Below are 13,248 nucleotides of genomic sequence, written 5' to 3' on the forward strand. Positions count from 1 at the left end.
TATGGAAGGCGTGAAATGACTGTGCGTTCGGTGATTCTCGGCACCGGATCGGCACTGCCGCCGCGGCGCGTGTCGAATGCGGAGCTGGCCGAGCAGGTCGAGACGACCGATGAGTGGATCGTCGAGCGCACCGGCATCCGCTTCCGCCACATCGCCGGCCCCGACGAGACGACGAGCACATTGGCGACCGACGCGTGCAAGGCCGCGCTGGTGGCGGCGGGTGTGGACGCGGCGAGCATCGACCTGATCGTGCTAGCGACTGCGACGCCGGACCAGACCTTTCCTGCCACCGCGACTCGCGTGCAGACTGCATTGGGCATCAACGATTGCGTCGCGTTCGACGTCGCCGCGGTATGCTCGGGCTTTCTCTATGCGGTGCAGATCGCCGACTCGATGATCCGCGCCGGCACGGCCAAGCGCGCGCTGGTGATCGGCGCCGAAACCTTCAGCCGGATCCTCGACTGGGAGGACCGCGCGACCTGCGTGCTGTTCGGCGACGGCGCCGGCGCGATCGTGCTCGAGGGCCAGGACGTGGCCGAGGACGGCCGCGGCATCCTGACGACCAAGCTCCATGCCGACGGGCGCTACAACGATCTTCTCTATGTCGATGGCGGCCCCTCGACGACCGGCACCGTCGGCAAGCTCAGGATGAAAGGCCGCGAAGTATTTCGCCATGCCGTGGTCAATCTGGCCGCGGTGATGGAGGAATCGCTGCGCGCCGTCGGCCTTTCGTCCGCGGATGTCGATTGGGTGGTACCCCATCAAGCTAATGCGCGAATCCTCGATGCGACCGCGCGCAAGCTCAACCTCGCGCCCGAGAAGGTGATCGTCACAGTCGATCGCCACGCCAATACTTCGGCGGCCTCGGTGCCGCTCGCTCTCGATGCGGCGGTGAGGGACGGACGCATCAAGCAGGGCGATCTGATTGTCCTCGAGGCCATGGGTGGCGGCTTCACCTGGGGTGCCGCGGTCGTCCGATTCTAAATGTTTCTGTAACGTGTCTGTTTGTTGCTAGACAGCTGGCCTAGTGATTTGCTACGTAAACACAATCTGGCTAGAGCGTGATCAACATAGATCAATTGGGGACTTGCCAAGATGACTGCTGTGGGCACACTGACCAGGGCCGATCTCGCTGAATCGCTTCACCGCGAAGTCGGGCTCTCGCGCGCAGATGCTTCGCGGTTGGTCGAACAGATTCTCGGACATATGTGCGAAGCGCTGTCCAAGGGCGAGAACGTCAAGATCTCGGGCTTTGGCAGTTTCATCCTGCGCGACAAGGGCGAGCGCGTGGGCCGCAATCCGAAGACCGGCGTCGAAGTACCGATCGCGCCGCGCCGCGTCCTAACCTTTCGGGCCAGCCAGATGATGCGTGACCGCATCGTGGCTGGAAGCTGATACGCGGATGCCAGCGACCGAAAAGGCCGCTGGCGCCTTGCGCACTATTGGCGAGCTCGCTGACGAGATCGGCCGGCCGCAACATATACTTCGTTATTGGGAAACGCGCTTCCCGCAGCTTCGTCCGCTCACACGCGCCGGCAATCGCCGTTACTACCGGCCCGACGACGTCGCGCTCGTCCGCCGCATCCATCATCTGCTGAGCGACGAAGGCTATACGATCCGCGGCGTGCAAAAGCTGCTGGCGGAGGAGAAGGCCGCGCGGCCCAAGGGCGCCGCGAAGGGCCTCAAGCAAATCCGCGACTCACTCTCCGACGCGCTAGAAGCCGACAAAGCCTGACTCTCCGACCTAGTTCGCGTCGGGGCCAAGGCCGGGATCCAGATCGCGGGGTCGCACGAAGCGCGCCAGAACACCTTCCCCGGGCGCGACATCTCCCCAACGGCGAACGCCGAAACGCAGCTCCGCAAGACTGGCGGTCGGGAATTTGATCTCGACCTGGCCGCGCAGGGACCCATCGGCGCCGCTGAGCAGCAGCACCAGCTCTTCGAGACCGGGATTGTGCCCGGAAATCAGCACGCTTTCGATCGTGTCGGGCAATTCGCGGACCATGTCGAGCAACGTGGCGGCCGAGGCGAGATAGGCGCGCTGCTCCCAGGCCGGCGTAAGTTCGTCGCCATAGCCTTGGCTGACATGCTGCAACGTCTCGACCACGCGGACGGCGGGCGAGGCGATGACATGATCGAAGGCGAGCCCCAGGCTCTTCATGTGCCGCCCCATCATCGCGGCGGCACGCTGGCCCTTAGGATTGAGCGGCCGATCGAAATCGCGTGCGACCGGATCGTCCCAGCCGGATTTGGCGTGGCGCAGCAGAGTCAGCGTCTTCATGCGTCCCCAGGGGCTCGGGCGGATTCGGGCGCCTCATGCCGCAACCCGTGCCCCAAGGAAAGCCGAACCCGCTCGACCGCCTCATCGAGCGTGACGCGCGCGACCGGTGTCCCCTGCGGAAACGCGCCGAGCAGACGCGACGGCATCGCCGAGGAGAGCAGAACGAAGGCCCCGCGATCATCGGCGCGGCGGATCAGGCGGCCGAACGCCTGGGCCATGCGCGCCCGGACAACGCGATCGTCATAGGCGGTGCCGCCACCCGCCAGGCGCCGCGCGGCGTGCAGCACGGTCGGCTTGGGCCAGGGCACCCCCTCCATTACCACCAGGCGCAGCGAATCGCCGGGAACGTCGACGCCGTCGCGAAGCGCATCGGTGCCGATCAGCGAGGCGCGCGGATCGTCACGGAAAATGTCGACCAGAGTGCCGGTGTCGATCGGATCGACATGCTGGGCAAGCAAGGGAAGGCCCTCGCGCGCCAGCCGATCGGCGATTCGGGCATGGACCGCACGCAACCGGCGAATCGCCGTGAACAGGCCGAGCGTACCGCCGCCCGAAGCGACGATCAGCCGGGCATAAGCATTGGCGAGCCCGGGCAGGTCGCCGCGCTTCACATCGGTGACGATCAGCACTTCGGCCTGGGTGCCGTAATCGAACGGACTCGGCGCCTCGAAACGCTGGGCGGGACGGAGCAGATGCTGCGCGCCCGAGCGCGCCTCCGCCACGTCCCAGTCGCCGCCAGCACGCAAGGTAGCCGAGGTGACCAATGCGCCGTGCGCGGGCTCGAGCACGGTCTTGGCGAAGGGGCGCGAGGGATCGAGCCAGTGGCGATGCAGGCCGACATCATATTCGCGGCCCTCGACACGATCGACCGCTAGCCAATCGACATATTCGGGATCGGCCGGGCCACCCACACGTGCGATCAGCGCCAGCCAGGCACTGACCGTGTCGGTGCGCCAGCCGAGCGAGGCGATCGCACCCTCGATCCGGGCGCGCGCCGGGCCGTCCATCCAGTCGGGCGCCTCGGCAAGCACGGCTTCGAGGCGGCGGCCGAGCGTGACGAGCGGGCGGACCAGCGCATCGAGCGCAGCGCCGGCGGGTCCGGCCGCCTCGACCAAAGCGGCATCGGGCTCGGCGAGCTCGGTCTCGAGGCCGTAGCCCGCGTCGGCAGCGCCATTGGCGTCGCGGGCGTAGACCAGCCCGCGCACCGCCGCGAGCAGGGCTTCGACCGCCCCGAACGGTTCACCTTCGCCCAGGCGCTGCAGCCAGCCGTCGCTGGGCATGGCCCGCGCGGCATCGACCGCATCGGTGATCGCGCGGCCGCCTTCCTCGTCATAGCTAGCGACGTCCGAAAGCCGTGCGGCGAGGCCGCGGCGGCGCCCGCGCGCGCCCGATTCGGGGCCGGTGATCCAGCGGCGCAGCTCGATCGCCTCCTGGCCGGTGAGCGCGGCGGAGAACATGGCATCCGCAGCATCGAACAGATGATGCCCCTCGTCGAAAACATAGCGGGTGGGGCGATTGGCGGATTCGCGGCCGCGCGCGGCGTTGACCATCACCAGGGCGTGGTTGGCGATGACGATGTCTGCCTCGGCGCTCGCCCGCGCGGCGCGCTCGATGAAGCATTTCCGGTAGTGCGGGCAGCCGGCATAGATGCATTCGCCGCGGCGATCGGTGAGCGCGGTCGATCCGTTGCGGCGGAACAAGGTGGGGAGCCAGCCGGGCAGATCGCCGCCGATCATGTCGCCGTCGGCGGTATAGGCGGCCCAGCGCGCGGCCAGTTGCGCGAGAATTGCCGCGCGACCGGCGAACCCGCCTTGCAGCGCATCCTCCAGATTGAGCAGGCAGACATAATTCTCGCGACCCTTGCGCGTGACGATCTTGCGCTTGCGCACCGCTTCGTCGGGAAAGAGCCGCTCGCTTTCGTGCGTCATCTGGCGCTGGAGCGCCTTGGTGAAGGTGGAGACCCAGACGGTGCCGTCGGCCTGCTCGGCCCATAGCGAGGCGGGGGCGAGATAGCCGAGCGTCTTGCCGATGCCGGTGCCCGCCTCGGCCAGCACCAGAATGGGCGAATCGCGGACTTCGCGCGGGGCGAAGGCGTTCGCCGCGGCGGCAGCATAGTCGCGCTGGCCCTGGCGGCGCTCGGCGCTGGTGCCGGTGAGGCGGGCGAGGCGTTCGGCGACGTCCGAATCGTGGAGTGTCACGGTACGCGGCGCGGCGCGCGGCGCGTGCTCCTCCCATTCGGGGAGCTTCGAGAACAGCCAGCGCTCGGCCTGGGCGGGCTTGGCGACCTGTTGCGAAAGCGCGGGCGCCCAGGACCAGCGCAGGCGGAACAGCGACTGGAGCGAATTCCACGCACCCTCGCGCTCGAGCCAATCGCCTCCGGGTACCGCCAGCAGTTTTTCGGCGGCGCGACGGAGGAAGCCGGCGATTTCCGAATCGTTCGCCGGCACGTCCAGGCCGGTGACGCGCGCTAGACCCTTGGGCGTGGGCACCATGAAACGCGCAGGATGGAGGAAGGCGAAGAGCTCGAGCAGATCGAGCCCCGAAATCTCGGGGTGGCCGAGCCGCTGGCCGATCAGCGGGGCGTTGAGCAGGAGGATGGGGGTATCGGCGGCGATGCGGATCGCCTCGCCCCGGCTCACCGCGCGGGTTTCCTCGGCGGTGGCGATCCAGATGCCACCATGGCTGGCGTGCAGCGCAGGATAGGGGAAAGCCGGCATCATCGACACGCCATGATTCCGTACACTTTTCGTTCCGGTTGACCAGCCCGGTCGACGGCAAAGTGCGCGGACGCGCGCTGCATTCGTGCACTTTTGCCGCTCAGCACCATGAGAGGCACCCTATCGTTTCGGCTGACTGCTGGCGGCTGAAATCACGCTTAAGTCCCGGCCCAGTGCCTTAATCCGGGAGAATGAACATGAATATCAAAGCATCCAGCCTGCTGACGCTTGCCGTGGCGCAAGCGCTTAACGCCACGCCGGTCGCTGCGCAAAGTGCCGAGAAACCAGCCATCGTGCTGGTCCACGGCGCGTTCGCCGACGCCGCCAGCTGGGCACCCGTAATCTCCATTCTGCAGCAGGACGGCTATCAGGTAACCGCGGTCGAAGAGCCGCTCGAATCCTTTGCCGGCGACGTTGCAACAACCGAGCGAGCGCTTGACGCGCAAACCGGACCGGTTGTGCTCGTCGGACATTCCTACGGCGGCGCAGTCATCACCGAGGCCGCGGCCGGCAAGCCCAATGTAAAGGCGCTCGTCTATCTCGCCGCGATCGTACCCGACGCGGGAGAGCCGATCGCGGCCTTTCTCGGCAAATATCCGACCGATCTTGCGCAAGCACAAAAGGTAGATTCTGCCGGCTTCGTGACCGTCGATCCTAGCAAGTTCCGCCAGGTGTTCGCTGCCGATCTCTCCGCCGCGCAGGCTGCGGTCGCAGCGGCAACTCAGAAGCCGATCAAAGGCGACAATTTTGGTGCCAGTCCGGAACACGCGGCGTGGAAGGCGATCCCGTCCTGGTACGTCGTCTCGTCGCGGGATCACGCGCTGAGTCCCGATCTCGAGCGCTTCTACGCCAAGCGGATCGGCGCTCTCACCACCGAACTCGATGCTAGCCACGTCGCCTTCATTTCACATGCCAAGGAAGTCGCCGCCCTGATCGAGGAAGCGGCAAGCGCCAAATAATATGTCGGCAGTTAGGATCGGCGCAGGGGCCTCACGCGATCATTGGCGTGCGGCGCGCGTGCCTCGCACTTCTTCGCCAAAAACGGGAATTTCAGGAGGAGGGCCGCATCCGTTTCCGGATGCGGCCCGATAGCCTCAGCAACCGCAGTCAGTGCACTTGCAATTGACGCACTGGCAACGGTTGGCGGCCTGCGCATCGGCCTGAACGGCGTCGGTCATTGTCTTTCTCCTTCACCCGGGAATGGGCGAATCACTGTATGCGCTCCGTACCTAAGTACGGAGTCAAGCAATGGTTCGACGCCCGCCTCCGCCCGCAAATACTGGCGGCGGGCGCCGCTCTCGGTTAGACGCGCTGCAACATGACGATCGATCCTCAGCTTCGCGCCGCCGCGCTCGACTCCAAGGCCTGGCCCTATGAAGAGGCACGCAAGCTGCTGAAGCGCTATCCAGACGGCGCGCCGGCCAAGGGCCATGTGCTGTTCGAGACCGGTTATGGTCCGTCGGGGCTGCCGCATATCGGCACGTTCAACGAAGTGCTGCGCACGACAATGGTGCGCCATGCGTTCGAAGCGATGTCCGACGTGCCCACCCGCTTGATCGCGTTCAGCGACGACATGGACGGCTTGCGCAAGGTTCCGGAGAATGTGCCCAACAAGGAGATGCTGCGCGAGCATCTCGGCAAGCCGCTGAGCCGCATCCCCGATCCGTTCGGCACGCATGAGAGCTTCGCCGCGCACAACAATGCGCTGCTGCGCCAGTTCCTCGATCAGTTCGGCTTCGAATACGAGTTCGCCTCGTCGACCGACTATTACGCCGACGGGCGTTTCGACGAGACGTTGAAGGCGGTGCTGCGCAACTATCAGGCGATCCTTGACGTCATGCTGCCAACCCTGGGCGCGGAGCGCCGCGCGACGTATTCGCCGGTGTTGCCGGTGAGCCCCAAGAGTGGGATCGTGCTGCAGGTGCCGGTCGAGGTGATCGATGCCGAGGCCGGCCTGATCGCGTTCGACGATGAGGACGAGCGGATCACCCAGACGATCCTGGGCGGCCATGCCAAGCTGCAATGGAAGGTCGACTGGGCGATGCGCTGGGTCGCGCTCGGCGTCGATTACGAGATGTCGGGCAAGGACCTGATCGATTCGGTGACGCAGAGCTCGAAGATCTGCCGCGTGCTCGGCGCGCGCCCGCCCGAGGGCTTCAACTATGAGATGTTCCTCGACGAGAAGGGCGAGAAGATCTCCAAGTCCAAGGGCAACGGCTTGAGCCTCGAGCAATGGCTGACCTATGGGCCTGAGGAGAGCATCGCCTTCTACGCCTATCGCGAGCCGAGAAAGGCCAAGCAGCTCCATTTCGGCGTGATCCCGCGCGCGATCGACGATTACTGGAAGGCGGTTGCCGATTATCCCGAGCAGCCCGTCGCCCAGAGGCTCGGCAACCCGGCGCACCATATCCATAACGGCGCGGTGCCGGCCGAAACGCCGCCGGTCAGCTTCTCGCTGCTGCTGAACCTGGTCGGCGTGCTCGGCAGCGGCGCGACCGAGGAACAGGTCCGCGGCTATCTCGCGCGCTACTTACCGGAATCGGCCGCGGAGCAGCATCCCGCACTGAACGCGATGGTGCCGTTCGCGATCGCATTTACCCGCGACATCGCGGCGAAACCGGTGCGCCGGGCGCCCGAAGGCGTGGAAATCGAAGCGCTGCGCGATCTCGATACGCAACTGGCGGCGCTGCCGGCCGATACGGGCGCCGAGGACATGCAGAACATCGTTTATGAGATCGGCAAGGCGCGCTTCGGCAAGGAAGCGCTGCGCGACTGGTTCAAGGCGCTGTACGAGACTTTGCTCGGATCCGAGCAGGGGCCGCGCATGGGCAGCTTCATCGCGCTCTACGGCATCGACAACAGCCGCAGGCTGATTGCAGAGGCGCTGGCCAAGGCATGAGCGGGCATGGTGCCGAGGCGGAGGGCAAACCCGACTCGGTGCTGCGCGATTTCCTGAAGAGCGAGGCGGCGGGCGGGATCTTCCTGATCGCCGCCGCGGCGCTGGCGATGCTCGCGGCCAATCTGCCGGGCATTTCCGAAGCCTATTTCCACACGCTGCACCTGGAGACCGGACCCGATCTCGGCCATGGGCCGATGACGGTGCATCTTTGGATCAATGACGGGCTGATGGCCTTGTTCTTCCTGCTCGTCGGGCTGGAGATCAAGCGCGAGCTGGTCGATGGGCAGCTCGCCACCTGGGAGCGACGGCGGCTGCCCTTTATCGCTGCGGCGGCGGGAATGGTGGTGCCGGCGCTGATCTATCTGGCGACCATCCAGGGGAAGGCGGAGCTGAGCGCGGGCTGGGCGATCCCGGCGGCGACCGACATCGCCTTCGCGATCGGAGTGCTCGCGCTGCTGGGAAGCCGCGCACCGGCGAGCCTCAAGCTGTTCCTGACCACGGTGGCGATCGTCGACGACATGGGCGCGGTCGCGATCATCGCCCTGGCCTATACCGCGCATATCGGCTTCCTCGCGCTGGCCGGCGCGGCGGTGGTGCTGGCTGGGATGATGATGCTCAACCGGCTCGGCGTGACGCGCCTGCTGCCCTATCTGATACTTGCGGCACTGCTCTGGGTGCTGGTGTTCCTGTCGGGCGTGCATGCGACGATCGCGGGCGTGGCGGCGGCGATGACCATACCGATCCGCAGGGACGATGCACACTCGCCGCTGCATCGACTAGAGCATGGGCTGCATCCCTGGTCGGCTTATCTGATCGTGCCATTGTTTGGATTCGCGAATGCCGGGGTTTCGCTGGCGGGGGTGTCGGCCGGCGTGCTGCTGGCGCCGCTGCCGCTTGGAATCGCGGCGGGGCTATTCCTGGGCAAGCAGATTGGCATCTTCGGCAGCATCTGGATCGCGGTGAAGACCGGCTTCGCGAAGCGCCCGGGCGGCGCGGGCTGGGCGCAGATCTATGGCGTGGCGCTGTTGGCGGGCATCGGCTTCACGATGAGCCTGTTCATTGGCGGGCTGGCCTTTCCGGGACGGCCCGAACTGGTCGACGAAGTGAAGATCGGTGTGCTGGCCGGCTCGATCCTCTCCGCACTAGCCGGCTATCTGGTACTGCGCTTCGCGCCGCGCCGATCGCCAAGCATTGCGACGACGCAGAGCGCGAGCCCACCCAGCGCGAGCAACGCTCCTACCCAGCCGGTCGACGTCCAGCCATAGCCCGCGGCGATCGCGATGCCGCCGAGCCAGGGGCCGAGCGCGTTGGCGGTGTTGAACGCCGAATGGTTGAGCGCGGCCGCCAGCGCCTGGGCATCGCCGGCGACATCCATCAGCCGCGTCTGGAGCACCGCGCCCAGCGCGCCGCAGAATCCGATCGCGATCACATCGAGGCAGATCGACCAGAGCTGGCCCGCCGCGAACGGATAGAGCGCGAGCGCGACGGCGCTGCCGATCAGCAGCGCGGCGGCAGTGGGCATCAGCGCGCGATCGGCGAAGCGCGGCGCGATAAGGTTGCCCGCGGTCATGCCGATGCCGAACACCGCAAGCACCAGCGGGATCGTCGTCGCGGGCGTGCGCGTCACTTCGAGCAGAGTCGAGGCGACATAGGTGTAGACGCAGAACAGCCCGCCGAATCCGATCGCGCCGATGCTCAATGTCAGCCACACTTGGCCGTTGGCGAGCGCGCCGAGTTCCTTGAGCGGGCTGGCATCGGCATGGACTCGGTCGCGCGGGGCGAAGGCGCCGACAAGTGCCACCGTGAGCAGCGCGAACGCCGCCACCACCGCGAAGCCCCAGCGCCAGCCGACCGCCTGGCCAAGCCAATTGGCGAGCGGTACGCCGATTACGGTGGCGACGGTAAGGCCGAGCATCACCCGGCCCACGGCCTGCGAACGCTTGTTGAAGGGCACGAGCGAAGCGGCGACCAAAGCGGCGATGCCGAAATAGGCTCCATGTGGCAGGCCGCTCAGGAAGCGGAATAGCAGCATCCAGCCATAGGTCGGCGCCAGCGCGCTGAGGCCGTTGAACAACGCGAAGCTGGTCATCAGGAGAATCAGGAGGGTTCGACGGGAGAGCTTGGCCGCGCCGACGGCAAGCAGCGGCGCACCGACCACCACGCCGAGCGCATAGGCGCTGATCACATGCCCCGCGGTTGGCTCGTCGATATGAAGTCCCGCGGAGAAATAGGGCACCAGGCTCATCGTCGCGAATTCGGTCGTCCCGATCGCGAAACCACCCATCGCCAGCGCGAAATGGACAAGCGCGACCGGGGCGGCGGGGCGGACGGGAGCAGGGGCGTGCATGGCCCCCAAGTGGCCATGCTGCAGTGCAGCGTCAATGCTGTTGTATCAGGCCTTGAAGCAATGCTGGCGATGCCAGGCGAGGAAGAGCGGATGCGGACGGTCGGCCGGCCGCTTGGGCCCGTGCGCATATCCCGACTGATTGAGAAGCGCGGATACGCTGTCTCGGTCGTTCACATGCCGTGAGACCAGGATCTGGAGATCGTCCTCTAGCGAGACGAGACCTCGATCGAACATCCAATGTACCGTGCCCGAAAGCGCCAACCCGTTTGCCACGATGTCAGGGCCATGCGCCTCTACCGAACGAATATGCGCAGCTTCGACTTCGGCTCTGCCACCACCGTTGATTAATTTCAGCCCGGTCAGCGCACATCGCGAGTCATAGGCTTCGAGGACCGTCTTGCGAAACGCACGATCCCTCACGGGCCGCGATACGAGCTGAGAAATGCGCTCCCTTTCCCCGAAATCAAACCCGATATTCTGATCGCCGACGCGATTTTCCGGGGGCGGCATTCCACTGCGCGGTAGAAGCTGTTCGTCTTCGCGCAGTCCTAAATTGACGATCCGGACAAAATCCCGAGCGGAAATCGGCCGCACGGCCGCCTGTGCGCGACCCGACAGCTTCATCTGATCGTTGAGCAAGCCACGCTCGACTTGTTCGCCATCCACCACGAAAGGCACCGGCGTGCTGAACTGCAGGAAGCTGCCCTCCTCGATCATCGCATAGTACATGCCGGGCTGATCGGGATCTGGGGTGATCGACTGGACCTTCGCCACCGCCCAATAACCTCGTGTCTGCGGAACCTTCACCGGCTCGTAGTAGAGAATCCAATCCTCCACACAGGCACGAGCACGATCGAGATATTGCTTGGGGAAATGATAGCGGACCGCCAGCGTGTCGCGGTAAATGGAATCCTCTCGGTGGATGAAAACGCCGTTCGCCATCCCATTGAACTATCGGCCAACAACCCGGTCTGGCAAGCTGACCGCGCTGCGCTCGAGCGCGATTATCTATTCCGCCGGAAACACACCCAGCGCGCCATGGTTGCTGGGCGTGCAGAAGAGGATTTCCCAGGCGAGGTCCTCCCCTTCCTCGGCCGACGCCACGACCGCGGCTTTCACGCCATAGCTCTGGTTGGCGATGGCTACGCGCGCGTCCAGCGTCGTGCGCCGGATCGGATCGACTTCGATCGCCACCACCGCAAGACAGAGCTGTGCGAGAGCGCGCTTGTTGTGCTTGAGCCATGAGATCCGTGCCTTGCGCGCCTCAGCTGGCTCCGGGCCGTCGATACGATGCAGGATCACGAAAGGCGAGCCCTGCGCCACCAGTGCGTCCATCTCGACCTGCCATCGCCGCGCATTCACTTCATCGCGCACGGGAGCGCCTGTCCAGATCAGCGGGAATTCGGTAACGTCGTGCAACCGGAAACGATCGGGATCGAGCCACATTACGAATCTCCTTGTGGTCGATGTAGGACGGGCGTTATCTGACCTGATAACGGCATCTGGACAAAAAATAATGGGTAGCGGCCACACGATTGAGAAAGCCTTCGAGCATTTCGATATCGCCGATGGACCGCCGTTGGTCGCTTTCTGGGGCAAGGAAGTGCCGGAGAGCGATCTGCATCTGCACCATATGGAAGTCGACTGGCATTCGCATGTGCGCGGCCAGCTTTTCTATGTGGAGGACGGGCTGGTGCGCGTCGAGACCCGGCGCGAGGCCATGTTGTACCCGCTGCACCGTCTCGGCTGGATGCCGCCCTATCTGGACCACAAGATCGCGATCAGCGGCACGCTGCGCGGCTGGGGCGTGTTGCTGCGTCCCGATCTGTGCGCCTGCCTGCCCGCGGAGCCCTGCGTGATGGGGACGAGCGGCCTGCTGCGCGCGCTGGTGGAACGCGCCGCGGGCTGGACGGATCCGGCCGAGGTGACGCCGGACCGCGCACGGCTGATCGAGGTGATGCTCGACGAGATCCGCATGGCGCCACGCCAGCCGCTGCACCTGCCGATGCCGCGGGATCCGCGCGCGCTGCGCATCGCGGAGCGGCTCGTGGCGCACCCGGACTTGCCGGACACGCTTGAGATGCTGTCGCGCTGGGCCGGACTTTCCGAACGCACGGCGCGACGCGTCTTCCATGCCGAGACCGGCATGCATTTCGGCCATTGGCGCCAGCAGATGCGGCTGACCCGTGCGATGGAACGGCTGGCGCGCGGCGAGCCGGTGAGCGAAGTCGCCGATGCGGTGGGCTATGCCAGCCCGAGCAATTTCATCGCCATGTTCCGCCGCGCCTTCGGCGAATCTCCCGCCCGCTTCTTCGCCAATCGCGGGGCGCTGGCCTGAATTTCAGACTCCCAGCCATTCGAGACCATCCGGAAGCGAGTCCGCCGAATAGTCTATCTGGAGCACGCGCCTGTGGCCTAGGCGATTCGATGCGGCGGAAGCGTGGACGATCGGCGTGGCATAGACCCAGATATCGCCCAGATCGGCGAGGCAGGTCGCGATTCCGCATCGCTCCACCACCGATGTGAGATCGGCCTCGGCGATTCTGCCGAGCCGATGCGAGCCCGGCGCGATCAGTAGCGGCGCGTTGCCGTCAGGCACGGCATCGAGATGGATACGGATCGTCAACATGCGTTCGATCAGCGCGAAAGGCGGTTCCACGTGGATCATTCCGGCCTTGACCGACCAGGGACCGAAACCGGGAACGTCGGCGCGAGCCCGCACCGCGATGGTGCGATCCTGATGCCAGCCCAGCGCCCAGTTTGCCGCGGACGTCTTGTCGAACAGGATGACGCGCACCGGCCGGGCGTTCGGGCCGAGGTGCCGGGCCGCCTCGTTGCCCAGCGCCTGATCCCCGAGCAGATTGGCGAGCGCAGCGATGCCGTGGAGACGGATGCCGGCGCGATCGCTGGGCAGGTCGGCTGCGATCGCGTGGAGCCCGGGCAGAAAAGGGGCGGCCGCGCCATGCCGGCGGGCCGCCCCATGATCTTCGAGCGTGAGCGTCAC

General features: G+C 65.9%; 13 protein-coding genes. 7 read left to right on the top strand and 6 right to left on the bottom strand.

The features are described 5' to 3' along the window. The first annotated feature begins 15 nt into the window (after positions 1-15). The 3 genes from IAG41_RS19395 (at position 16) to IAG41_RS19405 (ending at position 1,735) form a co-directional block, all read left to right on the top strand. On the top strand, positions 16-984 hold the full coding sequence (locus tag IAG41_RS19395; RefSeq protein WP_222950779.1) for a beta-ketoacyl-ACP synthase III: 969 nt from the start codon (positions 16-18) through the stop codon (positions 982-984). A gap of 111 nt (positions 985-1,095) precedes the next feature. Beyond that, positions 1,096-1,395, top strand: coding sequence for an integration host factor subunit alpha (locus IAG41_RS19400; protein ID WP_187730317.1), 300 nt, complete (start codon positions 1,096-1,098; stop codon positions 1,393-1,395). 7 nt (positions 1,396-1,402) lie between these two features. After that, positions 1,403-1,735: a MerR family transcriptional regulator gene (locus IAG41_RS19405; RefSeq protein WP_187730318.1), complete on the top strand. Its 333-nt coding sequence runs from the start codon at positions 1,403-1,405 to the stop codon at positions 1,733-1,735. Positions 1,736-1,744: 9 nt separating this feature from the next. Here the strand turns inward: IAG41_RS19405 and IAG41_RS19410 are convergent, their stop codons facing one another. Then, complete coding sequence (locus tag IAG41_RS19410) at positions 1,745-2,281, bottom strand: SixA phosphatase family protein (protein WP_187730319.1); 537 nt, start codon at positions 2,279-2,281, stop codon at positions 1,745-1,747. Beyond that, a complete protein-coding gene (locus IAG41_RS19415; RefSeq protein WP_187730513.1) occupies positions 2,278-4,998 on the bottom strand; it encodes an ATP-dependent DNA helicase in 2,721 nt (906 codons plus the stop codon). The genes IAG41_RS19410 and IAG41_RS19415 overlap by 4 nt, the downstream gene beginning before the upstream one ends. Before the next feature lie 197 nt (positions 4,999-5,195). Here IAG41_RS19415 and IAG41_RS19420 point away from each other — a divergent pair, with 197 nt between their 5' ends. From IAG41_RS19420 to nhaA, 3 genes are all read left to right on the top strand, one after another. After that, entirely contained in the window at positions 5,196-5,957 is a 762-nt protein-coding gene (locus IAG41_RS19420) for an alpha/beta fold hydrolase (protein WP_222950780.1), read from the top strand. A gap of 359 nt (positions 5,958-6,316) precedes the next feature. Beyond that, complete coding sequence (locus tag IAG41_RS19425) at positions 6,317-7,897, top strand: lysine--tRNA ligase (RefSeq protein ID WP_187730321.1); 1,581 nt, start codon at positions 6,317-6,319, stop codon at positions 7,895-7,897. Continuing rightward, a complete protein-coding gene (gene nhaA, locus IAG41_RS19430) occupies positions 7,894-9,162 on the top strand; it encodes a Na+/H+ antiporter NhaA (RefSeq protein ID WP_187730322.1) in 1,269 nt (422 codons plus the stop codon). The genes IAG41_RS19425 and nhaA overlap by 4 nt, the downstream gene beginning before the upstream one ends. On the opposite strand, the gene IAG41_RS19435 is transcribed toward nhaA, so the two are convergent. The 3 genes from IAG41_RS19435 to IAG41_RS19445 form a co-directional block, all read right to left on the bottom strand. Further along, on the bottom strand, positions 9,048-10,244 hold the full coding sequence (locus tag IAG41_RS19435) for an MFS transporter (RefSeq protein WP_187730323.1): 1,197 nt from the start codon (positions 10,242-10,244) through the stop codon (positions 9,048-9,050). The genes nhaA and IAG41_RS19435 overlap by 115 nt on opposite strands. Before the next feature lie 45 nt (positions 10,245-10,289). Next, positions 10,290-11,186 (bottom strand): HNH endonuclease, encoded by an 897-nt coding sequence (locus tag IAG41_RS19440; RefSeq protein WP_187730324.1) that lies wholly within the window; start codon positions 11,184-11,186, stop codon positions 10,290-10,292. Positions 11,187-11,252: 66 nt separating this feature from the next. Next, the gene (locus IAG41_RS19445) at positions 11,253-11,690 is read right to left on the bottom strand and encodes a hypothetical protein (RefSeq protein ID WP_187730325.1); all 438 of its coding nucleotides are present in this window, start codon (positions 11,688-11,690) and stop codon (positions 11,253-11,255) included. Between the two features lie 70 nt (positions 11,691-11,760). Between IAG41_RS19445 and IAG41_RS19450 the strand changes: the two genes are divergently transcribed. After that, the gene (locus IAG41_RS19450; protein ID WP_187730326.1) at positions 11,761-12,582 is read left to right on the top strand and encodes a helix-turn-helix domain-containing protein; all 822 of its coding nucleotides are present in this window, start codon (positions 11,761-11,763) and stop codon (positions 12,580-12,582) included. A gap of 3 nt (positions 12,583-12,585) precedes the next feature. Here the strand turns inward: IAG41_RS19450 and IAG41_RS19455 are convergent, their stop codons facing one another. Further along, complete coding sequence (locus IAG41_RS19455; protein WP_187730327.1) at positions 12,586-13,248, bottom strand: phytanoyl-CoA dioxygenase family protein; 663 nt, start codon at positions 13,246-13,248, stop codon at positions 12,586-12,588.

The sequence above is a fragment of the Sphingomonas sp. JC676 genome, assembly GCF_014489075.1.
Lineage (GTDB): Bacteria > Pseudomonadota > Alphaproteobacteria > Sphingomonadales > Sphingomonadaceae > Sphingomonas.

Coding starts and splice junctions, on each gene's coding strand:
- IAG41_RS19415 (WP_187730513.1), bottom strand. CDS start 4,998: ATGCCGGCTTTCCCCTATCCTGCGCTGCACGCCAGCCATGGTGGCATC.
- IAG41_RS19425 (WP_187730321.1), top strand. CDS start 6,317: ATGACGATCGATCCTCAGCTTCGCGCCGCCGCGCTCGACTCCAAGGCC.
- IAG41_RS19395 (WP_222950779.1), top strand. CDS start 16: ATGACTGTGCGTTCGGTGATTCTCGGCACCGGATCGGCACTGCCGCCG.
- IAG41_RS19400 (WP_187730317.1), top strand. CDS start 1,096: ATGACTGCTGTGGGCACACTGACCAGGGCCGATCTCGCTGAATCGCTT.
- IAG41_RS19405 (WP_187730318.1), top strand. CDS start 1,403: ATGCCAGCGACCGAAAAGGCCGCTGGCGCCTTGCGCACTATTGGCGAG.
- IAG41_RS19410 (WP_187730319.1), bottom strand. CDS start 2,281: ATGAAGACGCTGACTCTGCTGCGCCACGCCAAATCCGGCTGGGACGAT.
- IAG41_RS19420 (WP_222950780.1), top strand. CDS start 5,196: ATGAATATCAAAGCATCCAGCCTGCTGACGCTTGCCGTGGCGCAAGCG.
- nhaA (WP_187730322.1), top strand. CDS start 7,894: ATGAGCGGGCATGGTGCCGAGGCGGAGGGCAAACCCGACTCGGTGCTG.
- IAG41_RS19445 (WP_187730325.1), bottom strand. CDS start 11,690: ATGTGGCTCGATCCCGATCGTTTCCGGTTGCACGACGTTACCGAATTC.
- IAG41_RS19450 (WP_187730326.1), top strand. CDS start 11,761: ATGGGTAGCGGCCACACGATTGAGAAAGCCTTCGAGCATTTCGATATC.
- IAG41_RS19440 (WP_187730324.1), bottom strand. CDS start 11,186: ATGGCGAACGGCGTTTTCATCCACCGAGAGGATTCCATTTACCGCGAC.
- IAG41_RS19435 (WP_187730323.1), bottom strand. CDS start 10,244: ATGCACGCCCCTGCTCCCGTCCGCCCCGCCGCCCCGGTCGCGCTTGTC.